General features: G+C 48.6%; 21 protein-coding genes. 4 read left to right on the forward strand and 17 right to left on the reverse strand.

Annotated elements, in window-relative coordinates; translation table 11 throughout:
* Positions 1–129: 129 nt before the first annotated feature.
* The 9 genes from ACLTOH_RS08715 to ACLTOH_RS08755 all read right to left on the reverse strand — a co-directional run bounded on the left by ACLTOH_RS08715 (position 130) and on the right by ACLTOH_RS08755 (position 9,877).
* Positions 130–852, reverse strand: coding sequence for a hypothetical protein (locus ACLTOH_RS08715; RefSeq protein ID WP_412223941.1), 723 nt, complete (start codon positions 850–852; stop codon positions 130–132).
* A gap of 27 nt (positions 853–879) precedes the next feature.
* On the reverse strand, positions 880–2,025 hold the full coding sequence (locus ACLTOH_RS08720) for a glycoside hydrolase family 25 protein (protein WP_412223943.1): 1,146 nt from the start codon (positions 2,023–2,025) through the stop codon (positions 880–882).
* A 301-nt stretch (positions 2,026–2,326) separates the two neighbouring features.
* Complete coding sequence (locus ACLTOH_RS08725; RefSeq protein ID WP_117464822.1) at positions 2,327–3,094, reverse strand: SigB/SigF/SigG family RNA polymerase sigma factor; 768 nt, start codon at positions 3,092–3,094, stop codon at positions 2,327–2,329.
* Between the two features lie 3 nt (positions 3,095–3,097).
* A complete protein-coding gene (gene spoIIAB / locus ACLTOH_RS08730; RefSeq protein ID WP_227064248.1) occupies positions 3,098–3,580 on the reverse strand; it encodes an anti-sigma F factor in 483 nt (160 codons plus the stop codon).
* 172 nt (positions 3,581–3,752) lie between these two features.
* A complete protein-coding gene (locus ACLTOH_RS08735; protein ID WP_022313048.1) occupies positions 3,753–4,061 on the reverse strand; it encodes an anti-sigma factor antagonist in 309 nt (102 codons plus the stop codon).
* Positions 4,062–4,184: 123 nt separating this feature from the next.
* Positions 4,185–5,600 carry a tetratricopeptide repeat protein gene (locus ACLTOH_RS08740; RefSeq protein ID WP_022313049.1) on the reverse strand — a complete coding sequence of 472 codons (1,416 nt, stop codon included), beginning with the start codon at positions 5,598–5,600 and terminating at the stop codon, positions 4,185–4,187.
* Between the two features lie 11 nt (positions 5,601–5,611).
* Positions 5,612–5,761 (reverse strand): hypothetical protein, encoded by a 150-nt coding sequence (locus ACLTOH_RS08745; RefSeq protein WP_022313050.1) that lies wholly within the window; start codon positions 5,759–5,761, stop codon positions 5,612–5,614.
* Positions 5,748–7,148, reverse strand: a complete 1,401-nt coding sequence (locus tag ACLTOH_RS08750; protein WP_412223945.1) for a bifunctional folylpolyglutamate synthase/dihydrofolate synthase — start codon at positions 7,146–7,148, stop codon at positions 5,748–5,750. The genes ACLTOH_RS08745 and ACLTOH_RS08750 overlap by 14 nt, the downstream gene beginning before the upstream one ends.
* Before the next feature lie 50 nt (positions 7,149–7,198).
* Entirely contained in the window at positions 7,199–9,877 is a 2,679-nt protein-coding gene (locus tag ACLTOH_RS08755) for a valine--tRNA ligase (RefSeq protein ID WP_412223947.1), read from the reverse strand.
* A gap of 901 nt (positions 9,878–10,778) precedes the next feature.
* Here ACLTOH_RS08755 and ACLTOH_RS08760 point away from each other — a divergent pair.
* The 3 genes from ACLTOH_RS08760 (at position 10,779) to ACLTOH_RS08770 (ending at position 13,498) form a co-directional block, all read left to right on the forward strand.
* Positions 10,779–11,363, forward strand: coding sequence for an ECF transporter S component (locus ACLTOH_RS08760; RefSeq protein WP_227064249.1), 585 nt, complete (start codon positions 10,779–10,781; stop codon positions 11,361–11,363).
* Positions 11,353–12,288 (forward strand): bifunctional hydroxymethylpyrimidine kinase/phosphomethylpyrimidine kinase, encoded by a 936-nt coding sequence (locus ACLTOH_RS08765; RefSeq protein ID WP_227733030.1) that lies wholly within the window; start codon positions 11,353–11,355, stop codon positions 12,286–12,288. The genes ACLTOH_RS08760 and ACLTOH_RS08765 overlap by 11 nt, the downstream gene beginning before the upstream one ends.
* Positions 12,289–12,496: 208 nt before the next feature.
* Complete coding sequence (locus tag ACLTOH_RS08770) at positions 12,497–13,498, forward strand: PDDEXK nuclease domain-containing protein (RefSeq protein WP_118539359.1); 1,002 nt, start codon at positions 12,497–12,499, stop codon at positions 13,496–13,498.
* A 128-nt stretch (positions 13,499–13,626) separates the two neighbouring features.
* Here the strand turns inward: ACLTOH_RS08770 and ACLTOH_RS08775 are convergent, their stop codons facing one another.
* From ACLTOH_RS08775 to ACLTOH_RS08810, 8 genes are all read right to left on the reverse strand, one after another.
* Positions 13,627–14,601: a DUF4097 family beta strand repeat-containing protein gene (locus ACLTOH_RS08775; RefSeq protein ID WP_337545202.1), complete on the reverse strand. Its 975-nt coding sequence runs from the start codon at positions 14,599–14,601 to the stop codon at positions 13,627–13,629.
* Entirely contained in the window at positions 14,598–15,323 is a 726-nt protein-coding gene (locus ACLTOH_RS08780; protein ID WP_182427102.1) for a DUF1700 domain-containing protein, read from the reverse strand. The genes ACLTOH_RS08775 and ACLTOH_RS08780 overlap by 4 nt, the downstream gene beginning before the upstream one ends.
* 28 nt (positions 15,324–15,351) lie before the next feature.
* Positions 15,352–15,687, reverse strand: coding sequence for a PadR family transcriptional regulator (locus ACLTOH_RS08785; protein WP_117464831.1), 336 nt, complete (start codon positions 15,685–15,687; stop codon positions 15,352–15,354).
* Between the two features lie 189 nt (positions 15,688–15,876).
* Positions 15,877–17,190: an alpha-amylase family glycosyl hydrolase gene (locus ACLTOH_RS08790; protein ID WP_117464984.1), complete on the reverse strand. Its 1,314-nt coding sequence runs from the start codon at positions 17,188–17,190 to the stop codon at positions 15,877–15,879.
* Positions 17,191–17,452: 262 nt separating this feature from the next.
* Positions 17,453–20,074: an ATP-dependent DNA helicase gene (locus tag ACLTOH_RS08795; protein WP_337413147.1), complete on the reverse strand. Its 2,622-nt coding sequence runs from the start codon at positions 20,072–20,074 to the stop codon at positions 17,453–17,455.
* Between the two features lie 299 nt (positions 20,075–20,373).
* Entirely contained in the window at positions 20,374–20,598 is a 225-nt protein-coding gene (locus tag ACLTOH_RS08800) for an HPr family phosphocarrier protein (RefSeq protein WP_022312539.1), read from the reverse strand.
* A gap of 268 nt (positions 20,599–20,866) precedes the next feature.
* Complete coding sequence (locus tag ACLTOH_RS08805) at positions 20,867–21,634, reverse strand: TIGR03915 family putative DNA repair protein (RefSeq protein WP_337545203.1); 768 nt, start codon at positions 21,632–21,634, stop codon at positions 20,867–20,869.
* A gap of 168 nt (positions 21,635–21,802) precedes the next feature.
* Positions 21,803–23,119: a putative DNA modification/repair radical SAM protein gene (locus ACLTOH_RS08810; protein ID WP_337545205.1), complete on the reverse strand. Its 1,317-nt coding sequence runs from the start codon at positions 23,117–23,119 to the stop codon at positions 21,803–21,805.
* Between the two features lie 233 nt (positions 23,120–23,352).
* On the opposite strand from ACLTOH_RS08810, the gene asnA reads away from it, so the two are divergent.
* A complete protein-coding gene (gene asnA / locus ACLTOH_RS08815) occupies positions 23,353–24,363 on the forward strand; it encodes an aspartate--ammonia ligase (RefSeq protein ID WP_117464834.1) in 1,011 nt (336 codons plus the stop codon).
* Positions 24,364–24,383: the final 20 nt, after the last annotated feature.

Here is a 24,383-nt window from a genome sequence, read left to right on the forward strand (position 1 = left end):
ATAAGGTTATAAAAAATTTCTGGCTACATAAAACGAGACGGCCGCAACCGTCTCATTTAAAGTCTTACTTTTAAAAAGTATCATTATTTGTATTATAGGAGCTATATTCGCAAGTGAATGAATATCTATTCAGGCTTTCAATTTGTCTCTTTCTTCAATCATTCTTTTTGCGTTTTCGAAATATTCCTTCCAATCCTTATCCGTTGCGTTTGCTAATTTACTGGGACCATAACTCCAAAATGGGATTATTTCCTTACGCGGATCCTTATCCACAAAATAACACTCAAATTTATTGGTCTTTACATAATCAACCCACGCTTTTTCTTCTTTTATATACTTCTCATGTATGTTTTTCAGTTTTGCATCCCAATTATCCAAGGCACCACCCCTGGATGTCACCGCTGCACTTGTCATATTGCCCACGGCATAAACTGATCCAAGGAACCCCATAAATGCATCTATAACGTCTTTTTCTATTATTTCCCCTGTTTTTTCATGCCGAATTTTTGATAAGCTTTCTCGGAGTTGCTTTTCATCCTTCCCCATAGGAATCCGTTTCTCTCGGAATTCCTCCAATAGGAATTCCTCCAATTCTCTCCTTGATTTTTTCCTTAACTTCTCCTTATTTCCCAATAAAAAGATTTTAGTCGGAGTCCACCAGCTTGTCATGATATCATTTCTCATATTTTTATCACTCTGCTCCGGCATCAGTGAAGCATCTGACACACTTTTTTCAACATCTCTGGAATACAATTTAGAAAACATAAGAGAATTATATAACATATTATTGCTGTTCCATTCCATATACAGCTTCTGACATTCTCCTTCCTCGCATTCTTTCAGTAATTCCATTCTATAGTCTTTCATTGTAATCACCCTTTAGAAATCCCCAAACCAGATATTCAGATCCACTTCCTCATTGATGCCGTCCACAGCGCCTTTTTCGCTGTACTGCCATACCTTGTAGGCATACGGATAATAGAGATCATCATTGTAGTAAGCAAACCACTTATCGTACTGTTCCAGCTGTCCCAGATCCAGCATCAGTGTTCCCATCTCCATGTTATGATAGATCATGGGCTTGTAGCCGGCATCCTGAACAGTCTGGCAGAACAGGGCCGTCAGGCGGGTTCTCTCTTCCACGCTCAGTTCGTTGGCACGTCCCTTGCCGCCGCTGACTTTTTCCACATCGAAGACGATGGGCAGTTCAATGTTATAAGGTTTTACCTTTTCCAGTACCAGATTCGCCTCTTCCAACAGTTCTGCATCCGTGATTGCCTGGGAATAGAAGTAGACACCTACTTTGATACCTGCCTGCAGGGCCCCCTTGATATTCTGTTCAAAATATTCATCTTCTACTAACTTACCCTCGGTACCGTATCCTCTGAGTCCCACACGGATAAAAGCGAATTCTACGCCATCCGCAGCGACTTTCGTCCAGTCGATATTGCCCTGATGCTTGGAGACGTCGATTCCCTTGTGGGATACCACCTGTCCGTCCTGCATATACTGCACTTCGCCGTCCTCTAAAATGTTCAGGTTCTCCAATGCATAGTCATTTTTCTGCAGATTTTCATTGATAGGAACGAAATTAAAGGTTCCGTTGCTCACAACGACCAGTTCATTGGGATAGTAAGGACGCAGGGTCTCTACCATGGTAGTGCCAGAGGTCAGACCATCACGGATCCCGGAGAGGATCTTGTTCTCTTCCTCGTCCTCCGCCTGCTGCTTTGCTTCAGCGATCAGGGCATCCACTTCCTCCTGCGTATAGGTCTTCACCACTTCCTGTGTGCTCTCTTCCGTCTGGCTTCCGGCTTCCGCTGCTGCCGCCAGATCGTTGGCATTATCCTGGAACTTGCTGTCGATCCAGGAATACAGGATTCCCGCAACATACGTTACCAGTACTAACACCAGCAGGCATCCGGTCATGACCAGAATGGATGCTATGGTGTTGTTTTTCTTACGCTTATTTGCTCTGCTCAGACGGTCCTCGGGGATCCGTCCGTTTTCGTTTTCTTTTTTCATAAGTACCCCTGCTCTCCTTTTTCATGCTGTCTCTCTATAACTATGCAGCATTGCGGTCTATAAGATTATATATAACTATTCAGAGCCGTGCAAATTATGGCAATATATACGTCGAATGCTTGCATTCGTAAGAATATTTGACATAATTTATACGGCGAAATAACCACATGAGTAAAAAGCAAGCTCTGAAAGAGCGGTTTTGCGAATGCGGGCTGAATAGTTCCTTTATATAATATAATCGAATTTCCGACGGAAAGGAAGAGGAAAAAATTTGTTTTATGAATTATTAATGAATTGGCCCTTATCCGGCCATCTCCCGCATTTCCCGCAGGATCTTTTTCTCCAGACGGCTGACCTGCACCTGACTGATCCCCAGGATCCCGGCGATCTCCGTCTGGGTCTTGTTCTGAAAATAGCGCATGCGGATCAGCTCCCGGTCTCTCTCCGGCAGTTCCCCAAGCAGCTGTGCCAGCAGCATCTGATCCAGCAGCCTGTCCTTCTCCACATCATTTTCCACCGCACCGCTGCTTCCCATGCTGGCTCCCACACAGCCGTGGGCCGCGGCCACCACCCGGTCCGCCAGACACAGCTCGCTGCCGTCCTCCTGCCCGCTGCTGCTATAGAGGGATTCCACCTCCGCTCCGGCCTCCATGGCCAGAATCACATCTTCTCTGTCCAGCTGTGCCTCCTCGGACAATTCTTGTAAGGTGGGCTCCCTGTGCAGTCTGCTCTGTAAACGCTGTCTTGCCAGTCTGACCTTCAGCCCATCCTCCTTGATGGTACGGGATACCTTTAACAGACCGTCATCCCGCAGAAACCGTTTGATCTCCCCAGTGATCATGGGGACGGCATAGGTGGAAAACCGTACCTCCAGCTTCAGGTCAAATTTATCGATGGCTTTCATCAGGCCGATCACGCCGATCTGGAACAGATCCTCCGGGTCATATCCTCTGCCCAGAAATCTTTTCACAATGTGATGCACCAGTCCCAGATTTTTCTCGATCAGTACTTCTCTCGCTTCTTTATCTCCGCTTTGTGACTTTCCGATGAGTACTGATACTTCTTCCATGCCTCAGTCCTCTTTTCCGATCCAGTCTCCGCAGCGCATTTTCTTCCACATATGTACTCTTGTGCCCTTGCCCGGGATGCTCTCCACTTCCAGCTCATCCATGAAGGCTTCCATAAAGGCAAATCCCATGCCGGACCGTTCCAGTTCCGGCTTCGTGGTAAATAACGGTTCCATGGCTCTGGCCACATCCTCGATGCCTTTTCCCTGATCCGATACCTCGATGGAAAGCGTATCGTTCTCAAGAATGCAGTGCAGTCTTACCTTTCCCGGATGGATAATGCTGTACGCCGGGCGCATCTCCCCATGCTTCGTATAACCGGACAGATTCTCGTATCCATGGATAATGGCATTGGTTACTGCCTCCGATACTGCGGTCTTGATATCCGCCAGTTCTTCCAGTGTGGGATTCAGATGGGTAATGAAAGCCGCCACCGCCACTCTGGCAAAGCTTTCATTACAGGAGACCGCGTCAAATACGATCTCCATCTCATTCCGGCTGCCCTGCGTTCTCTGCTGCAAAAGTTCTTTTTCTTCCGTCACCTGAATGTTTTCCCTCTCTGCTACCATGTTCTCCTCATTTCTGCGCCTATTATTGCACTGTTTTTCATAATTTTTTGAATAATTTCTTTCATTTTTGACAGAATCTTCCTTCCAACGTTTAACCCGGCAGGATCTCGACGATCTTGTGAAGCCCGGACATACGGAAGATCCGCTGGATCTGCCGGTCTGCATGGATCGCATAGACATGTCCGCCGAAGCAGGAAATCTTGCGGTACCGTCCCATGATGATCCCGATCCCGGAAGAATCCATGAACCGGGTATCCTCAAAATCAAACACTACATTTTCCACGTTTTCCCTGACCAAGAGCCTGTCCGCCCCTTCGCAGATATAGGAGGCTCTGTGGTGGTCCACTTCCTCCGGCATGCGCACCATCAGGCAGTTATCAATGATCTGAAAGTCTTCCATATTTCCTCACATTCCGCTGTTTTCCAGCATTTTTACTCAAAAGAAAAGAGAACCCGCGCTTTACTTTACGCATGTTCTCTTTCGTGTGTTGTGTGTCATTGTCTGATGGTATGTTGTTCTTCCCTACTGTGCCGTATTCTCTGCCAGCTGGGAACGATATCTCTGGGCACTTCTGGCCGTCTCCGTATCCGGGAACAGCTCTATGATCTTGTCATAGGTGGTGATGGCATTCTGGGCATCGTCACTCTTACGGTAAGAGTTGCCCAGGCTCAGCCAGGCATCCTTGTTGGTCTCATCGTAAATGACTGCCTTGGACAGGTTCTCGATGGCCGTCGCGTAATCCTCGCTGCGGTAAGCATTGTAGCCTGTCTCATAATACTGTGCGGACAGCTGCGGCCCGATCAGGCCAAGCAACGTCTTGTACAGCTTCTGGAATGCTTCGGAAGTACTGTCCACATCCACGGATGCCGAAATGCTTTCCAGGTTAGCCGCCGTCTGGGTAATATCCTGCGTCTCCAGATATGTGGTGGCTGCCGCTAACAGGCTGTCGATGGTCTGTAGCGTACCGTCGGTTCCCACATACCCCTGCAGTTCCTGATTCAGCGTATCATTCTCTGTCTGCAGTGCCTGCATCTGGGTCTCCAGTTCCTGGATCCGGGAGGTCTTGGTGTCTAACTGATTGCCGATGTCGGTGATGGTCTTCTGGGCCTCATTGTTGGCATTGGATACCGCTGCCGGAACCACCAGAAAATACATCACGGCCAGACCAATGATCAGACCGATGGCAATATTGATCAGGGAAGAGAGACCTGCACTCTTCTGCTCCTTCACATTCAAAGGCTGAATGATGATCTCATTGTCGCTCTGGTAGCGAACCGCATCATCCTTCTTCCGCCGGCCGGTCTGCTTGCTATTCTCGTCCGGAGTCAGCTGCATCTCAACTTCCTTCAGATACCGCAGGGTCAGCGTATTGTTGCGGTCGATGTCCATGCACTTACGCAGTTCTCTCTCCGCTCTGTCCCACTGTTCACTGTCCATATAAAGCAGGGCTAACAGCTGGTGTGCCCGGATGAACTTCGGGTTCAGGGACAGTACCTTTTTCAGCTGGATGATAGCCAGATCCTTGCTGTCCTGATTGCAATAGACCAGTGCCTGATTGTATTTCTTGATGGTCTGGTTAATGGCATCCAGGCGGGCCGCATTGGACTGCAGCATATTGATGTAATCGTCCGCGATATTTTTCTCAGGCCGCATATTTTTGCTGATGACCCATTCGCTCAGTGCCGCAACGACCTCTCCGGTCTCAAAATACACCAGTCCCAGCAGATTTCTGGCTTCGATATTGTTCTTATTAAATTTCAGGCTCTGCCGTAAGCTGTTGATCGCACCTGTGAGATCCCGTACTCCTGCTTTCTCCAGACCGTCATTGTAGAAACGGTTGGACATACACATGATCTTCTTGTAGAGGGATACATCTGCTCCGCAGGACGTACAGAAATCGTGCTCTGACAGATGGCAGCCGCAGTTATAACAAAACATGCTCTCCCTCCTTATTTCTCTTCTTTTTCTTCGGATTCTTTTATCATTTTCACCAACAGATCCGCCGCATCGGTCAGATCCTGATTGTAGATAGCTTCCTCAGCGTCTTCCACTTCCAGGCTGGGATGAAATTTCTTCAGTTCTTCTTCAAAATTGATCATGGTCCAAAGACTCCTTTATTTCCCCGACAAGATACAGGCTTCCCGCGATATAGAGCCGTTCTCCTGGCTGTCTGCCCGAGACTTCCGTCCGCAGTGCCGTATCCGCTTCCGTATACATAGTAAACCGGTCTTCCGGATAAGCTGCCAGTAAACCTTTCAGTTCTTCCAGCGAAAGCGACCTCGCCGTCCGCATATGCGTAAAAGCGATCCGGTCGAATAATCCCGACGTGATCACCCTCTGTATCATATGCCTGCAATCCTTATCCGCCGCCACACCAAATAACAGTCTCCTGCCCTCCGTGCAGCCGTCCTGTTCCACGGTATCCAGAAAAGCCCGGATGCCGTCGTCATTATGCGCACCATCCACGTACACCTCCGGAAGTACTTCTTCCATGCGTCCCTGCCAGAAGCAGCCAAGGATTCCCTGTCGGATCTCTTCCACAGTGGGACACCCGGATGCGGCACACATTCTGCCGTCAGGCATGTCCGTACTGCGAAACAGCACTTCCACGGCCCGCACTGCCAATGCCGCATTTTCCATCTGGTAGCGTGCAATGGTATGCAAAGTAAGACTAATATAATTATAATACTCAGAGCGCAAGGAAAAATCAATGTATTTCTTCCGAAATCCAAGGAAAGTATAGTCCTTTTTCGACACCGGTATCTGTATCGCACCAAGTTCTGACGCTTTGCGGCAAATTACCGCACTGGCATCCGCATCCCCGTCCAGATACACCACCGGAACACCGGGGCGCAGGATCCCTGCCTTTTCCGCAGCGATCTTCGCTGTGGTGTCTCCCAGATACTGTACATGATCCAGACTGATCCGCGTAATGACGGTCAGGAGCTTATTGTCCACATAATTCGTGGCATCCAGTCTTCCGCCCAGGCCGGTCTCAATGATGCAATAATCCGGTTTTTCTTCTGCAAAACAGAGTAATGCCATGCAGAATAGGTATTCATAAAAGTTGAGAACGAATTCCTGTGGCGCTTCTTCCCCTCGCTGCCCGTCCCCAGTATTCGCAGAATTGGTCTCCTGCAAAGCGTCCCATACCGCAAGAAACTCCTGTAAAAAAGCTTCCTCTGAGATCATTTCACCATTCACGGCAAAACGCTCCCGCATATCCACCAGATGAGGTGAAGTGAATACAGCCGTGCGATAGCCTGCTTCCCGCAGGATCGAACTCATGTAGGCACAGACGGAGCCTTTTCCATTGGTGCCCGCCACATGAATGATCCGCAGATCCTTCTCCGAATTTCCGAGTTTTTTTAAAAACCATTTAAGGTCCCTGCTGTCCGCAGGATTTTTTTTAACAGTAAAGCGGGGCATATCCTTCAGATATGCCACCGCTTCTTCAAACGTTATCATGTCATTACCGAATCTCATCGTATTCCTTATGCTTTACGTTCTTTTTATTCTGTACGTTTCGTTGCAGATCATGCCAGCTGTTCTAAGCGTTTTGTCACCTGTTCCATCATCTGCTCGTATTTTGCCAGCTTTTCCTTCTCCTCTGCGATCTTCGCTTCGGGAGCCTTGGACAGGAATCTCTCATTGGACAGCATTCCCCTGGAACGTAACAGCTCACCTTCCAGTCTCTTCTGCTCCTTCTTCAGTCGCTCGATCTCCTGTGCGATGTCTACCAGCTCTGCAAACGGAATGTACAGGGTTGCACCGGGGATCACTACGGATACCGCATCCTCTGCGATTCCGGTCTTGTCAGCCTGGATCATGATCTCATTCGCATAAGCAAGGCTTGCGAAGAACAGCTTACCTTCCTCAAAAATCCTGCGGATCTCGTCATTTTCGCTGACTACATACACACTTGCCTTACGGCTGGGTGCTACGTTCATCTCAGTACGGATGTTGCGGATACCGCGAACGGCTTCCTTAATCGTTTCTATGGCCTTCTCCTCTGCGGGGAATGCACGATCCTCGCTGTACTCCGGCCACTTGCTGATCATGATGGACTCTTCTTCATTCTGAATGGTGCAGAAGATCTCCTCAGTGATGAACGGCATGTAAGGATGTAACAGCTTCAGGGCGTCGATCAGGACAGTCTTCAGCGTCCACAGTGCCGCATTCTGGCTGACTGCATCGTCGGTGCTGTACAGACGGGGTTTTACCATCTCGATGTACCAGTCACAGAACTCATCCCAGATAAAGTCATATACCTTCTGTACGGCGATACCCAGCTCGAAGTGATCCATGTTGTCGGTCACATCTTTTACCAGAGTATTTAACTTGGACAGGATCCACTTATCTACGGGCTGTAAATCTGCTGCCGCAGGGGTGGTGATATCTTTTCCGGTCTTCTCCAGTGCCTGCTCCATGTTCATCATGATGAAACGGGAAGCATTCCATACCTTGTTGGCGAAGTTACGGCTGTTCTCTACTCTCTCATAGTAGAAACGCATGTCGTTGCCCGGTGCGTTGCCGGTGATCAGGGTCAGACGCAGTGCATCGGCACCGTACTGGCTGATGATCTCCAGAGGATCGATACCATTGCCCAGAGATTTGGACATTTTCCGTCCCTGACTGTCACGTACCAGTCCGTGGAACAATACGGTCTTGAAAGGCTTCTCTCCCATCTGCTCGTATCCGGAGAAGATCATACGGATCACCCAGAAGAAGATGATATCATAACCGGTTACCAGGACATCGGTAGGATAGAAATACTTCAGATCCTCGGTCTGCTCCGGCCAGCCCAGGGTCTCAAAAGGCCACAGTGCGGAGGAGAACCAGGTATCCAGCGTATCGGGATCCTGTGTAAAGTGGGTGCAGCCGCACTTGGGACATACCTTCGGCATCTCCTTGGCTACGACTACTTCACCGCAGTCATCGCAGTAATATGCGGGAATCCTGTGTCCCCACCACAGCTGACGGCTGATACACCAGTCGCGGATGTTATCCGTCCAGTTGAAATAGTTCTTCTCCATACGCTCGGGGATCAGCTTGATCTCGCCCTTTTTCACTGCTTCTCTTGCAGGTTTGATCAATTCATCCATCTTAACGAACCACTGGTCTTTTACCATAGGCTCGATGGTGGTCTTACAACGGTCATGGGTACCTACGTTGTGTACATGGTCTTCGATCTTTACTAACAGCCCCATCTGATCCAGTTCTTCCACGATGGCTTTTCTTGCTTCGTAACGGTCCATGCCCTCGAACCTGCCGCCGTTTTTATTGATGGTGGCATCATCGTTCAGGATATTGATCACAGGCAGATCATGACGCTTGCCCACCTCAAAGTCATTGGGGTCATGAGCGGGGGTGATCTTAACGACACCGGTACCGAACTCTCTGTCTACATAAGCATCCTCAACGATAGGGATCACACGGTTTACGATAGGAAGCAGTACCTTTCTGCCATGCAGATGGGTGTAACGCTCATCATCGGGATGGATGGCTACTGCGGTATCACCTAACATGGTCTCGGGACGGGTAGTTGCAAAGGTCAGAAACTCTGTGGTGCTGGGCGTTCCGTCCTCGTTCATCAGCGGATACTTGATGTGCCAGAAATGTCCTGCCTGCTCCTGATATTCTACCTCTGCATCGGAGATGGAGGTATTACATACGGGACACCAGTTAACGATACGGGCACCCTTGTAGATGTAGCCTTTTTCGTGCATCTTCACGAACACTTCGATCACAGCCTTGTTGCATCCCTCATCCATGGTGAAACGCTCTCTGTCCCAGTCACAGGAAGAACCCAGCTTTTTCAGCTGACCAATAATACGTCCGCCGTATTCCTTCTTCCACTCCCAGGCTCTCTCTAAAAACTTTTCACGACCCAGATCGTGCTTGTCGATGCCTTCTTCCTTCAGCTTCTGGATGATCTTGACCTCGGTAGCGATACTTGCATGGTCGGTGCCGGGCTGCCACAGTGCATTGTAGCCCTGCATTCTCTTATAACGGATCAGGATATCCTGCATGGTGTTGTCCAATGCATGTCCCATGTGGAGCTGTCCGGTGATATTTGGGGGCGGGATCACGATAGTGAAGGGAGTCTTACTGTGATCTACCTCCGCATGGAAATACTTTTTGTCAAGCCACTTCTGATACAGTCTGTCTTCTATGCCGCTGGGGTCATAGGTCTTGGCTAATTCTTTGCTCATTGCTTCCTCCTTAAATTCTCCTGAAATTAACAAAGCCCTCTGCCGACTCTCGTCAGCAAAGGGCGTCAGTAACGCGGTACCACCTTTGTTCACAGCTTGCGCTGCCTTGCGACTTCTTACAAAGTCCTATCCGGTAACGGGGATAACTCGTGAAAACCTACGCCCGGAATATCCGGTCTCGGCTCTCCAGCTTGGAAGCTACCTTCCACATTCCTGTCTTGAAGCAGCCTTCCAGCGCATACATGCAGCCGCTCTCTCTGGTAAGGGGAAATGTGTACTCCTCTTCGTCATTGCCTTTTGGATTTGGTTAATTACTAATAAAAAATATAGTACAGAAATTCCGACTTTGTCAAGGAAATCTTGTTTTCCTGCATATTTTTCCTTCAGAATGTATGGTTTTCATGTATAAACTGGCATGGTAAAAAAAACATATTCTGGCTCTTTTAAGCAAGCCACTTTTTCTATACACTGAATCCTAACATATCCCACCGAACAAATGGGAATTATGAAAAAGAAATTAAAAGAGGAGATCATCATCATGGAAAAGAAAAAATCATACGGTGTATTGATTGCGGGAGCCATTCTCCTGATCCTGGGAATCGTCCTGGCAGTCATTACCCACAATAACAGTTATCAGGAATCCGTTGCTTATGGCAGCCAGTTAAGCGATGTCAAGGCACAGCTGGAGGAAGTAGAAGCTTCCATCGAGGCAGTCACCGGCGGCACAGCAGACGGTGATCTGGATTCCCTGAATGCGCAGAAGGATGAATTGACCGCTTCGAAGTCCACTCTGTCCGACCAGAAGCTGTCCGCAGAGCGTCCTTACTCCTATAGCCTGGTTCTGGTATTCTTCGCTATCCTGTTAACTGCCAAGGGATTGTACAATGCCATCGCAGGCGTAATTCCCGCACAGAAGGCGGATGTGAAGAAGCTGGCGCAGGCAGGTCTGTTAGCAGCTCTGTGCTATATCGGATTTGCTTTCTTCAAGATCGACATTCCCGTGGGTCCCGAGAAGACCGCATTCCATCTGGGCAATGTATTCTGCGTACTGGCAGCTCTGCTGCTGGGCGGTTACTGGGGCGGACTTGCCGGTGCCATCGGCATGACCATCGCCGATCTGACCACCGCTTATGTAACCAGTGCCCCCAAGACCTTCTTATTAAAATTGTGCATCGGTCTGATCGTAGGACTGGTTGCTCACAAGATCTTCCATCTGAGCAAAGAGCATTCCGTAAAATATGTGACCGGCGTAACGATTCTTGCTTCTGCCTGCGGTATGGCATTTAACGTGGTAGCGGATCCGTTGGTTGGTTACTTCTATAAAATGTACCTGCTGGGTGTGCCTCAGGATATTTCCAAGGCTCTTGCCAAGATCAGCACCGTAACTACCGGTGTCAACGCCATCGTTGCTGTGATCTGTGCTTCCGTATTCTATCTGGCACTTCGTCCGGCACTGAAGAAAGCAGGATTATTCCATGACATCTAATTTCGATACTTCTGATAGAAATGCACAAAAGGGCGGGGATTTCGTTCCCCGCCTTGCTATGATCAACGATATTGCCGGTTTCGGACGCTGCTCCACCACCGTGTCCCTGCCCGTGATCAGCGTAATGAAGGTACAGGTATGCCCTGTGCCTACTTCTGTTTTATCGAACCATTTGGGATTTCCTCTCTGCCATTTTGATGACTACACCTCTCATATGCGAGATTATATAAAAGTATGGAACGAACTGGGACTTACCTTCGATGGGTTATACTGTGGATTCTTAGGAAATGAAGAGCAGATCGACATTGTACGGGGGTTCGTGGAAATGTTCCGGCCGCCCCTGTTTTTGCTGGATCCGGTCATGGGAGACCACGGCAGGGCCTACTCCTCCATTACAGAGACCCATGTTCAGAAGATGAAGGAGCTGCTGCCTCTGGCGGATATTATCACGCCGAATATCACGGAAGCCTGCCTGCTGACCGGGACTCCCTGGAAGGATAGGGAATGGACGATGCAGGAGCTGTCCGGATTGTGTGAACGGCTGACTGACATCTGTCAAACAGCTTCCATTACATCCGACGAAGCCTCCACGGGCATTACTGCCAGTGGTTCTGACGGGAGTTCCGTTGGCACTGTCTCCATCGTCATCACCGGGATCCGGCAGGGCGATTCTCTGGTGAACTTCCTATGGGATGACGGCGTCTATACCACTGTTTCCACCCCCATTGCCGGAGCATCCCGTCCCGGCACCGGAGACATCTTCGCCTCCATTCTCGCCGCCGATGCCGTCCGCGGGGAGACCTTACTATCCTCCGTGCAAAAGGCAGCGAACTTCGTAGGTCTGTGCATCACCGGAAGTGAAAAGGCGGGAACGCCCGTGCAGGAGGGCGTGGTGTTTGAGAAGTATCTGGCGGCGCTGTTGTAAGAATATTAAAGCTCAATGATTTAGTTGACTTTTCATTTCATCTCTTTTATATTTTATATAGAAAAGGAATTGTGGTTGTTCTCAAGAATGAGATCCCGTATAGCAAATGCTTAAACGGTGTGCTGCGATTCTTTTTTTATATTATACTGGCTATCCTCCATCTGGAAAGGGGGCATTAAAATTGAGTAATTTGACACATACTGATTCTATGATGAATGAAATCAGAGAATTGTTATTAAATGCACGTCAGCGCGTGGCGGTACAGGTAAATACGGAATTGCTGTCTACCTACTGGAATGTAGGAAAGATCATTGTTGAGTATGAGCAGGAAAGCAAAGATCGGGCAGATTACGGAAAGCAGACCTTAAAGGAACTTTCTAAAGGATTGACAAAAGAATTTGGAAAGGGATTTTCTGTTTCCAATCTATACAATATGCGCCTGTTCTATATGCACCATCAAAAATTCCAGACAGTGTCTGGAAAATTGTCGTGGTCGCATTATTGTGAGCTGTTGACGATTTCGGATCCAGACAAACGCAGTTTTTATGAAAAGGAAACCATCAACTCCGGGTGGTCGATCCGAGAATTAAAGCGGCAGATTTCCACTTCTCTCTATGAACGATTATTACTGTCAGAAGGAAAGACAAACAAGGAAACGGTACTTGCCCTCGCGGAAAAAGGTATTGAAATGACTACGCCAAGCGACATTATCAAAGACCCCTATGTGTTTGAATTTTTGGGTGTGCCGGAAAACAAGCCCCTGCTGGAAAGTGATCTTGAAAAAGCACTGGTCGCGCAGATTGAAAAATTCCTGTTGGAATTAGGTCGCGGTTTCATGTTCGTCGGGACGCAGCAACGCATTACGTTGAACAATACTCACTACTATGTGGATATGGTTTTCTATAATAAAATTCTCCGAGCGTATGTGCTGATTGAATTAAAGACAACCAAGCTCACACCGGAAGCCGCCGGGCAACTTAATATGTATCTGAACTACTACGCCGCAGAAGTAAATGATGAACATGATAATCCCCCCATCGGTATTATCCTTTGTACAGACAAAGACAGTGTAGCTGCTGAATATGCTCTCGGAGGTCTGTCCAACAATATCTTTGCTTCACGTTATGTTTCTTATATTCCAAATAAGGAACAACTCATCGCACAGGTAGAAGCTGTTTTGGATGAATGGCACAAACCGGAAAAAGAATAACAAAAGAATTCTAACATTACCGCCTGAGGGAATCACAACTCCACTCAGGCGATATCGCGTATCTTATTTTCCGAATTTAGCAGCTTTTTTACCGCCGCCATGTGAAAACCGTTCTGTCTGGCAGTATTTTACTTAAACTCCACCACAACGCTGCCCATAGCACATTCCAGCTCCATATTTTTAGAAGCGTTGTTGTTGATTTGTTTCTCCTGTGCCAGGCCGTTGTAACTGTCATCACCGACTTTCAGTTCACCCATGCCGCAGCTTAAGTCGTAGTCGAAATCTGTCTGCATTCCTGCCAGTGTCAGTTTCAGTTCTCCCATGGAGCACTCTCCGTCCAATCGTTCGGTCACATCTCCGTTCAGACGAACGGATCCCATTCCTACGGAAACCTCTGCCACGCGGCTGCTCAGTGCTTCTACTGTCATCTGACCGGCACCACAGTCTAACTCTGCCTGGTCAGCATCCAGTTTCTCAAACGTCATCTTGCCGGCACCCACATTGGCTTCCAGTGCCCCCGTCTGCAATTCCTCTACACTGAGGCTTCCGGCTCCCATATCCAAAGAGGTATTTTCAAAATAATATCCCTCCGGCACATACAGGCAGATGGAACCGCCCAGGTTGCCATCACTGTTGCTGTTTGCTTTCGAAGTGCCGCGGATCTCCATCGTACCGCCTTCCACATATCCCTGGAACTTTCGCATTCCGTCGGCTTCTACCCGGAAGCAGTCGTCCTCTGACACCTGAATCTTCATGACACAGCCACCGGCCTGCACACGTAGATCCGTGATGCCCTGACTGTCATCCCCCAGAACATACAGCTCTATCTTTCCCGACTTTACTTCATAATCTGAGTCATAATCCACGTTGTCCTCCAGATCATAGTGCACATCGTCCATATTTTCCCGAATCTGCTCCGTCACACCGTCACTCCAGTCATCTACCTTTTCTCCGGAGATTCTTCCCAGAGTAACCGCTGACAGGATCTCCCCCGGCGAAAAATGCGTGGAGCCATTCCCCAGGCTTCCGCTCACTCCCAGGATCAGTCCCAATAATATGAATATCAACGCTGTGATGGCACAGCCCTTCATAAATTTTCTCATGCTTCTGCTTTACCTCTTTTCTGGAATAATCCTCCGATCCAACAACAGATCGCCGGTGTGGCGATTCCCGCCATGGCCACGGTCAACATCAGAAACAGAAGTCCGACACCTCCGCAGATCAGTCCGGCACCGATCAGCCCCATTCCCACGAAGGGATGCGTAAACAGACTGATGATCCCTGCAACCACCAGTGCGATCAGAATCAGTATCAGTGCTGCTGCCGTTGCCCCGAAACCAACGATCAGACCGAGCCATGCAACGATCAGCCCCGCTGCCACACCGATGCCTGCGGAAGCTACTCCCAGGATCACCGGAGATGCCAAAATACATAAAATTACGATCAGCACGATCATACCGGTGGACATTCCTTCTTTTTTCCGAGAGGACACTGCTCCAGCTGCCTGTGCTTCATTTTCCTGCCCAAAGCCTGCCTCTCCGGCACCGCTCTTCGCGCCGGAATCCGCCGGATAAGTGATCACCGCACGGTTGTCCGCATTGATCTTCTGGTAAATATTCTCTCCATAACCGTTCCCGAAAATGTCCTTTTTGATGTTTTCCGCCACCTTGGCAGGATTTCCCAAAGCCTCAATAACGTTCTGTTCATTTTCCGGACCCGCATCATTAAAATATTCATTATAGTATTGTAATGCTTCCTCCCGCTCTGTAGCGGAAATATTCTGCAACAGACTTTCCAGCTGCCTCATAAACTCCGTTCTATTCATTCTACTATGTTCTCCCATCTGCGCCTGTTTACGCCTCTGACCTGTCACTTAGTTTTCCTTCAAACAATCCCGTGATCTTATCGCTGTAGCTGCGCCACTCACTTTCATATAAATGAAGCTGCGCCCAGCCTCTGCTGGTGACTTTGTAATAACGCCTCGTTCTGCCACTGCATTCCCGGTCATAGACTTCCAGACATTCGTCCTTCTGTAATCGCCGAAGCACGGGATACAGGGTGGATTCCGACAATTCGATCACCTGCCGGACCTCCTGGGTGATCTTGTACCCATAGGTTCCTTCCGGTTCCCGGGCGACCACCGCCAGCACGATAGCATCCAGCAGAGCTGCTCCTGTATTAAAAAGCATCCTATCGCTCCTCTCTGAAATTTGCGGCTATCCGCCTTTCCTTACAATATTATATGCCGTATAGTATTGCTCTGTGGCTATACTATACGGCATATAATATCATGCGTCAATATAGAGAAACCGTAAGAAATTCTAAAGACTTTCCAAAGATTCCACAATGGCTTTGCCATCATGACCGGGGATGCTCTGTTAGTTTTCCATCAGCCAGAAATATGCACTGTACGCCGGCAGAAGACTACCGCCGCCAAAGTCATGTTTCTCTCCGGTGATCAGATCCACCGCCGTGCCGCAGCCGGCATCAAAATGCGCCATGAAATCCGCTCCATCCGCATTGATAGCCACCATGACTCTCTCATGCTCCGACTTTCTTTCGAAAATGCATTGCTTATTGGTCAGCAGTACTGAACGGAAAGCACCGTAATTCAATGCTTCCGAATGCTTCTTTGCCTCTGTCAGCTTGCTGATCCAGTCACACAGACCATTCCACTCCGGCTTATCAAAGTAGGGACGCAGTGCAGGATCGCCGTCTTCCTTGCGGGCCTTGAAGCCCCATTCACTTCCGTAATAGACACAGGGAATGCCCGGCATACCGAATGCCATGGCATAGATCAGCGGCAGATGATTCTCGTTGTTCAAAATACTTGCCACACGGGTCACATCGTGGTTGTCCACAAAGGACAGCAGATGCTTGCCCTTATACAGGGTCCAGTTCTCCGGTCCGAACTGACGTAACAGGGAATGTACGATCTCGAACATATTCATACTGTTGAAACTGCTGTAAAGTCCCTTGTAGCACTCGTAGTTCGTTGCGGAATGCAGCATCTGATCGTTCATCAGACGGTTGTAGTCTCCGTGAAGCATCTCTCCCAATAAGAAGAAATCCTGTTTGTAAGCGCTGGTTACTTCCCGCAGTCTTCTGACGAAATTTTCATCCAGACTGTAAGCCACATCCAGTCGCAGACCGTCAATACCGAATTCATCGATCCAGCCCTTGACACTGTCCAGCAGATAGTTCACCACATCGGGATTCTGCAGGTTCAGCTTCACCAGATCAAAGCAGCCTTCCCAGCCCTCATACCAGAGTCCGTCGTTGTAATTGGAATTGCCACCGAAGTCGATCCGGTAGAACCAGTTCACATACGGTGAATTCTCCCGGTTGCGGATCACATCCTGGAACTGGGCAAAGCCTCTGCCCACATGATTGAACACACCGTCCAGCACGACCCGGATCCCGGCCCTGTGCAATGCGTCGCAGACCTCCTTAAAATCTTCGTTGGTTCCCAGTCTCACATCGATCTTACGATAATCTCTGGTATTGTAACCATGAGTATCCGATTCGAATACCGGGGAGAAATATACCGCGTTCACTCCCAGCTTCTGCATATGGGGGATCCAGTCCTCCACATGTTTGATCTCATGTCTCTGTACTCCGTCATTTTCAAAAGGAACTCCGCAGAATCCCATGGGATAGATCTGATAAAAAACACTTTCATACGCCCACATATTAGTTACCATTCCTTTCTGCCTTAATTTCATACCTTGTACTCGTAATGCTTTTCCATTGACTGGTTCAGTACTGCTTTTATTTATTTGTCCACATCAATTCTTTTGCTATTATACACCATTTTTGAACCGTCTGTCGTTTTTTCTGTGTAAAACCACAAATAATCCACAAAATCCACCGACTTATCCACATATACACATGTGTCATATGTGGTTATGTGGATTGTCATATCGGATATCAACTCGTGTATCACATTGAAAATCATCCCTTTTGCCACAACCAGGCATCCCAGAAGCGCTCCACCTTTTTGGCTACCGTATCCACGGTCACAGGCTGCACCTGTTCCCACTCTCTGGGGAATAATCTCCGGTAGGAATACTGCTGAAACCGATCATCCAGCAGAACAATGATACCCACATCCTCCGCCGTCCGGATCACGCGGCCTGCCGCCTGCAATACTTTATTCATTCCCGGATAGCGGTAGGAATAATCGAAGCCGTTCTCTCCGTCCTCATCAAAATAGCCCTTGAGGATCTCCCGCTCACAGCCTACCTGGGGCAGTCCGGTTCCTACTACAATGACTCCGATCAGACTGTCCTTCTTCAGATCGATGCCCTCTCCGAAGATTCCCCCCAGCACGCAGAAGCCGATCAGCGTCTGCTCCTCTTCCTCCTCGATCTCCATACCGATGAGACTTTGCAGGTCACATTCCTCATTGCCCCGGAAGCGATTCAGGAAGTATTCACGCTCTTCCTCATTCATGGATTCCTGTTGGACGAGACATTCTTCTTCCTCTGTCATAAAATACTGTTCATAGATCTCGTAAATATGATTCATAAAGGAATAGGACGGGAAAAATATCATGTAATTGCCGTGCCGGTTCTTCACCACTTCGTGAATGTAACGGGCAATATTGTAGTATTCTTCCTGGGATCTTCTGCTGAACTTGCTAGTCACATCCCCGGCGATCAGTATGGTACGCTTCTCGGGATCAAACACCGAGTGGGCATACACCTCGTAATCCTCCTTCTCACCGCCCAGCAGGTTCTTGTAATACTGGATGGGCAGGAAGGTAGCGGAAAAAAGGATCGTACTGCGTCCTCTGAGCATGCATTCCTTCAGGTTTTCTCTGGGATTCACGCAGAACAGCTTCAGTTCAAAGCTGCCATCCTCACACAATCTGGTATATTTCACATAGTTTTCATCTTGTCTCTCGTAAATATCCAGAAAATGACTGAGCTTGAAATAGAAGTCCAGCAGATTCTCCCGTACTTCCAGGCTGACCTTCTCCTGCTCCTCCAGATAATCACTGATCACAGCGTGCAGTCTGGTCAAGGGCTGCACCAGCATGTCAATATCATCCACCAGCCGGTACCCGTCACAGTCCCGCTTCATGGACAGCAGCTGTGCGTTACACTTCTCCAGCAGCTGGCTGATCCGTTCCGCATAGCCTTCCCGCACAAAGGTACTCTTTCCGTCAGACTTTTTCCCTTTGTGTCCCCTTACATAGAGGGAATCGGTACCGTCTGTTTCCTCCAGGGTAATCTCCTGTGGCAGTTGTTTTGACATGCCTGTCATTTCTAATGTCATCTGCCCGGAAATCCCGTCTTTATCACGCTTTTTCTGGGCTGCTTCTTCCATTTCCGACGTGATTGTCTGTTTGATCTCCCGCTTGAGTTCCAACAGATCTTCCTTCCGTAGCGGTGCACTGTACATCTCCCGGCCCCGCTCTAAGAGGTTATGTGCCTCATCGATCAGAAATACATAATTCCCCTGACTGCCGTCCCCGAAAAATCTCTTCAGATACACATGGGGATCAAAGAGGTAATTATAATCTCCGATAATTCCATCTGCAAACAGACTTAAATCCAGTCCGAATTCAAAAGGGCATACCCGATATTTCAGGGCATATTCTTCTATTTTGCTTCTGGTAAAGCTCTCTTCGTGGGTCAGAAGATCATAGATAGCCTCATTGACACGGTCAAAATGCCCCTTTGCATAAGGGCACTGCTCCGGATTGCACTCCGTATGACCCTGAAAACAGATCTTCTCCTTGGCTGTCAGGATAATGCTCTTAAAGCGCAGTCCCTTCTGCCTGAGCAAAGAAAAGGTGTCCTCCGCCACCGTCCGGGTGATGGTCTTGGCGGTAAGATAGAACAGCTTGTCTCCCATATCCTTTCCCATGGCCTTTACCGTGGGAAAGATCGTGGATATGGTCTTACCGACTCCCGTAGGAGCTTCAATAAATAATTTTCTCTTATGATAAATGGTCTGGTACACATAGCTGACCAGCTCTTTCTGTCCATCCCGATAGTCGAAGGGAAACTGCAGCTCAGCAATGGACTGCTGCCGCAATTCTCTCCACTGCCAGGTATAGTCCGCCCATTTGCGGTAATCACTGATCAGCTGCTGGAACCAGGCTTCCAGTCTGACGAATTCATAATCTTCATAAAAATAGCGGATATCTTCCGTCTCTATATTGCAATAGGTCAGCCGCACCCGGATATAGGGCAGCTCCTTTTGCAGGCTGTACATATAGGCGTAGCATTTCGCCTGGGCAATATGTAAAGGCAAGGGTGCCTTCAGCTTCGACAGATCTCTATAGGTTCCCTTGATCTCATCGATGGTGGTCTCTCCATTCTGCTCGATGATGCCGTCGGCCCGGCCTTCCACGATGATGACATAGTCCTCCGTGGGATGGGTGTATTTTAATGCCACTTCTGCCTGATACTCCGCACCCATACGGCGCTGGATCATACGGTGGATCCGGCTGCCCTCCTGCATGGCATTCTCCAGGGATCCCTGCCTCCTGTCGTCGATGTCGCCACTGCGCAGGATGAACTCTACAAGATTACGTACCGATATTCTGACTTCTCCCGCCATGTGACTTAACCTCCCTCAAACAAGTCCCTACGATACCCAGATGCCTACGGCTTGTTCCGTGCTGCGCACTCTCACAAGCCTCCCCACTATTCGCATATCGTGGGATTAACATCCCACTTTTATGCGAATAGTGGGGGCGGGGCTAAAGGTCTTTCATCCACTTATGAGCAAGCTCAAGTGGATGAAAGACCTTTGTCCCCTGGCATCATATAATAAAACTACCCAGGTAAATAGTACTCTATCTTACCTGGGTAGTCAAATGACATTCTGTTGTTGAGAAATACTGACCTGTCAGTGCATTAACATGCAATCGCACACTGCTTCAGCATCTCTTCGAATTTATCATTGTAGCCGTCATAGGACACGGTCAACGGCTTCGTGAAATCCAATCCGTACACTCCAAGGAATGATTTGGCATCGATTACGTATCTGTTATAGCATATATCAATATCAAAATCACACTTTGAAGCTACATCAACAAAATGTTTCACGTCTTCAGGTGTCAAACGGATCGTCTTTAACATTTCTTGTTCCTTCCTTTCAATAGTAAGTTCGATCGTAAGTAAAATAATACACCGGGTACTTTCCCCTCACATCTGAAATCATTACTATTATAGCCAACCATCCCCAAATGTAAAGCGGTTTTTTTCTTCCAGAAAACGCACATTTTGGGCATTTTTACCACTCTGCTATCATTTTCACAATATATGTTCGCCGTATGGAAAACCTTTTCGGCGTTTTGTATATTTGTTGCGTTACCGCGGTAAAATATAAATCCCAATTTGGCGAAATCTACTGAAATTCCACCATATATTCTTGGAACCTGAGGGGCAGCATATTTCGTTGCAGATCACTGTTTTCACGTTCTTTTATGGCTATTGTATGACAGAAGGAACGGAAAAGTTCCCGGTAGTGCTGTTCCGCAGCGGACAGTTTCTCCGTCTCAGATCTTACTTTCTCCCAGGCATCCTTCCCCTGCAGCGTATACCAGGGCTTTCCCGCCGGATGTATTCCGAACAGATACCGGCCTGCATCGAACACCAGAAAGTCTTCCATGGGAAAGCGGTCTGCAAAATGCACCATCAGAAAGGTCAGAATATTATTCTTCGGCGCGATCTTCGAATAGAGGATTGTATTCTCCAATTCTTCAAACCGCGTAAATCCTTTCAGATGGTGATACTCATTTCCGGCGCCTCTGGCCAGGCTGAAGGTCTGGTTTACATACGTGTCTGCCATGGCATCCAGCAGATGTCCCGGCGGACACTTCTCGGAAAGCCCCTTTGCAATGGTACGGTATACCGCCTGGGCCTTTTCCGGCTTCGGGGATGAAAGAGCCAGACACAGGCTCTCATAATCTTCCTCCCCAAATCTGCGTTTCAATGTCCGGATCACCTTCACCGTCTTCTCCGGATCCGGCACCACCTCCACAGACTCAGAGAACAACAGATTCTCCTCGATGGTCGTGACCATAGTATCCCGGATGATACAGTGATCTTCATAAGTATTATAAATAGCGGTGAAGATTCCCTCCAGCGAATCCTCACAGTGATAAATCTTCATATAATAAGTTTCACCTCCCGCTGTTTCTGTTCTCTTCCCCTTCTGCCGCTGTCAACCTATCATTTTGCATTGCCTTGCTTCTGCAAACGGCCGTCATCTACCGGTACAGGACCTTACGTTTACCTGCCAATGCAGGCAGTCAGGAAATGTTTCCCTGTACGCTGTGCGCTACAGTTCTCCCACTGCTGCAGGCAGCACTTCCTCCTGCCGTACCCCGTTCGGGAACATCCCATCATCAAACAAGGTCATCTGCCGGTAACTCATGCCATCGCTGCCGAACCGGATCCGTTCCTTCGGATCCGTCAGATTCCGCACGATATAGTCCTCCTCCAGCTTCGTGGGATACATCATCCTGCCACCACAGGTAATAAAATAAACAGCCCGTTTCATCACCACGCCCAGCTTCTTCAGATCCTGAAACGTAAGCTTTGTGCTCCTCCTGGCACTAAGGATCCGTCTGGCGCTTTTCACGCCGATCCCCGGCACCCGAAGCAGATCTGCATAAGGTGCCCGGTTGATCTCCACCGGGAAACATTCCAGATGCCGCACCGCCCAGTCCTCCTTGGGATCCAGCATCACATTAAAAAACGGTCTTTTCTCGTCCAACAGTTCCTCCGCCTTAAACCCATAAAACCGCAGCAGCCAGTCTGCCTGATACAGACGGTGCTCCCGCAGAAGCGGCGGCCCCCCGGGAAGCGCCGGCAGGCTCTTGTCCTCATTGACCTTTACAAAAGCGGAATAGAACACACGCTTTAACTCAAACTTCTGATACAGATTATCTGCTACATTTAAAATCTGATAATCCGTCTCCGGGGTTGCCCCTATGATCATCTGGGTAGACTGCCCGCCACTCACGAAAACAGGGCTCTTGCGGTACAGGATCAGTTCCTCCTTATTCGCATGAATTCCATTCTGGATCTGCCGCATGGGCGTCAGAATATTTTTCCGGTGCTTGTTCGGTGCCAGTGTCCGCAGCCCCTCCGCCGTGGGCAGCTCCAGGTTCACGCTCATACGATCTGCCAGATACCCCATCCGCTCCACCAGTTCGGGATCCGCTCCCGGAATCGCTTTTACATGGACATAGCCGTTAAAATGGTATTGATTCCGTAGCAGCCATATGGTCCGATACAACAATTCCATGGTAAAAGTAGGATCCTGTATGATACCGGAGCTTAAAAACAGTCCCTCGATATAATTACGCCGGTAAAACTCCATAGTCAGTGTACAGATCTCCTCCGGGGTAAAGGTGGCTCTGGGAACATCATTGGACTTTCGATTCAGACAATATTTACAGTCGAAGATACATTCATTGGTCATCAGAATCTTCAACAAAGAAATGCATCTGCCATCCGAAGAAAAGCTGTGACAGATCCCGGCCTTCGTGCAGTTCCCCATGTACTTCCCGTCGCCCTTACGTTCCACCCCACTGGAAGTACAGGCCACATCATATTTGGCTGCATCGGTCAGGATCTCCAGCTTCTGCATGATGGACAATTCCCCGTTTTGTATAAGATATTCCACATTATCACCGCCTTTTACCGAAAATTTCCAGAATCAGAACGTTTGTTCTTGTGTATATTCAAGTTAGCACATATGTTCGATTTTTGCAAGTGGTTATTTTTTCCGAAAAAAGGCTTGCAAAATCGTGCATTTCGCAGTTAAATAATATAGGAATATTTTGTAACACACGCCGCCCGGCGGCAGAATGAGAGGTCAGTATGTCAGATATTGTCATACCTAAAAATTATAAGTCTCAGCTGAACCTGTACGAGACACAGGTTGCCATTAAGACAGTGAAGGACTTTTTCCAGGGATTGTTAGCAGAGCGTCTGCACCTGCTGCGTGTATCTGCTCCCTTATTTGTGGATCCTACATCCGGACTGAACGATAATCTGAACGGTGTGGAGCGTCCCGTGAATTTCCATATTGCAGCACAGGGAGACCGTGAAGCAGAGATCGTACAGTCTCTGGCCAAATGGAAGCGTTATGCCTTGCAGAAATACGGTTTTCAGCCCGGCGAAGGTCTCTACACCGATATGAGTGCCATCCGTCAGGATGAGGAGACCGACAACATCCATTCCATCTATGTGGATCAGTGGGACTGGGAAAAGATCATCACGAAGGAAGAGCGGAATCTGGAGACTCTGAAAGAGACCGTCCGCACCGTATACAAGGTTCTTCGCAAGACCGAGAAGTATATGTCCATCCATTACGACTACATCGAAGAAATCCTTCCTCATGACATCTTCTTTGTAACTACCAGTGAGCTGGCAGAGATGTTCCCCGACTACTCCCCGAAGGAGCGGGAATACTACATTGCCAAGGCAAAAGGCGCTGTCTGCATCATGCAGATCGGTGAGACCTTAGAGAATGGCAAGCCTCACGATGGCCGTGCACCGGACTACGATGACTGGTCGCTGAATGCCGATATCGTGGTATATTATCCGGTTCTGGACATTGCTCTGGAGCTGTCCAGCATGGGTATCCGTGTAGACAAGAAGGCTCTGTTAGACCAGCTACAGAAGGCTGGCTGCCCCGAGCGTGCCGAACTTCCTTACCACAAGGCAGTCATTAACGGTGAGCTTCCTCTTACCATCGGCGGTGGTATCGGTCAGTCCCGTATCTGTATGTTCTTCTTAAGAAAAGCTCATATCGGCGAAGTACAGTGTTCCCTGTGGTCCGATGAAGTGATGGAGACTGCAAAAGAGAACGGCTTACAGTTGTTATAAGACATTTCCATTCAGACTTC

It is taken from the genome of Waltera sp. (assembly GCF_046969025.1).
Taxonomy (GTDB): Bacteria; Bacillota; Clostridia; order Lachnospirales; family Lachnospiraceae; genus Acetatifactor; species Acetatifactor acetigignens.

What these genes read in the sequence shown, in the direction of transcription:
- ACLTOH_RS08740 (WP_022313049.1), bottom strand. Translation starts at nt 5,600, where the DNA reads ATGTTTTGTTATAACTGCGGCTGCCATCTGTCAGAGCACGATTTCTGT.
- ACLTOH_RS08770 (WP_118539359.1), top strand. Translation starts at nt 12,497, where the DNA reads ATGATGAATGAAATCAGAGAATTGTTATTAAATGCACGTCAGCGCGTG.
- ACLTOH_RS08725 (WP_117464822.1), bottom strand. Translation starts at nt 3,094, where the DNA reads ATGGAAGAAGTATCAGTACTCATCGGAAAGTCACAAAGCGGAGATAAA.
- ACLTOH_RS08715 (WP_412223941.1), bottom strand. Translation starts at nt 852, where the DNA reads ATGGAATTACTGAAAGAATGCGAGGAAGGAGAATGTCAGAAGCTGTAT.
- ACLTOH_RS08745 (WP_022313050.1), bottom strand. Translation starts at nt 5,761, where the DNA reads ATGATCAATTTTGAAGAAGAACTGAAGAAATTTCATCCCAGCCTGGAA.
- ACLTOH_RS08720 (WP_412223943.1), bottom strand. Translation starts at nt 2,025, where the DNA reads ATGAAAAAAGAAAACGAAAACGGACGGATCCCCGAGGACCGTCTGAGC.
- ACLTOH_RS08800 (WP_022312539.1), bottom strand. Translation starts at nt 20,598, where the DNA reads ATGTTAAAGACGATCCGTTTGACACCTGAAGACGTGAAACATTTTGTT.
- ACLTOH_RS08780 (WP_182427102.1), bottom strand. Translation starts at nt 15,323, where the DNA reads ATGAATAGAACGGAGTTTATGAGGCAGCTGGAAAGTCTGTTGCAGAAT.
- ACLTOH_RS08755 (WP_412223947.1), bottom strand. Translation starts at nt 9,877, where the DNA reads ATGAGCAAAGAATTAGCCAAGACCTATGACCCCAGCGGCATAGAAGAC.
- ACLTOH_RS08750 (WP_412223945.1), bottom strand. Translation starts at nt 7,148, where the DNA reads ATGAGATTCGGTAATGACATGATAACGTTTGAAGAAGCGGTGGCATAT.
- ACLTOH_RS08790 (WP_117464984.1), bottom strand. Translation starts at nt 17,190, where the DNA reads ATGTGGGCGTATGAAAGTGTTTTTTATCAGATCTATCCCATGGGATTC.
- ACLTOH_RS08805 (WP_337545203.1), bottom strand. Translation starts at nt 21,634, where the DNA reads ATGAAGATTTATCACTGTGAGGATTCGCTGGAGGGAATCTTCACCGCT.
- spoIIAB (WP_227064248.1), bottom strand. Translation starts at nt 3,580, where the DNA reads ATGGAGATCGTATTTGACGCGGTCTCCTGTAATGAAAGCTTTGCCAGA.
- ACLTOH_RS08775 (WP_337545202.1), bottom strand. Translation starts at nt 14,601, where the DNA reads ATGAGAAAATTTATGAAGGGCTGTGCCATCACAGCGTTGATATTCATA.
- asnA (WP_117464834.1), top strand. Translation starts at nt 23,353, where the DNA reads ATGTCAGATATTGTCATACCTAAAAATTATAAGTCTCAGCTGAACCTG.
- ACLTOH_RS08735 (WP_022313048.1), bottom strand. Translation starts at nt 4,061, where the DNA reads ATGGAAGACTTTCAGATCATTGATAACTGCCTGATGGTGCGCATGCCG.
- ACLTOH_RS08765 (WP_227733030.1), top strand. Translation starts at nt 11,353, where the DNA reads ATGACATCTAATTTCGATACTTCTGATAGAAATGCACAAAAGGGCGGG.
- ACLTOH_RS08785 (WP_117464831.1), bottom strand. Translation starts at nt 15,687, where the DNA reads ATGCTTTTTAATACAGGAGCAGCTCTGCTGGATGCTATCGTGCTGGCG.
- ACLTOH_RS08795 (WP_337413147.1), bottom strand. Translation starts at nt 20,074, where the DNA reads ATGGCGGGAGAAGTCAGAATATCGGTACGTAATCTTGTAGAGTTCATC.
- ACLTOH_RS08810 (WP_337545205.1), bottom strand. Translation starts at nt 23,119, where the DNA reads ATGCAGAAGCTGGAGATCCTGACCGATGCAGCCAAATATGATGTGGCC.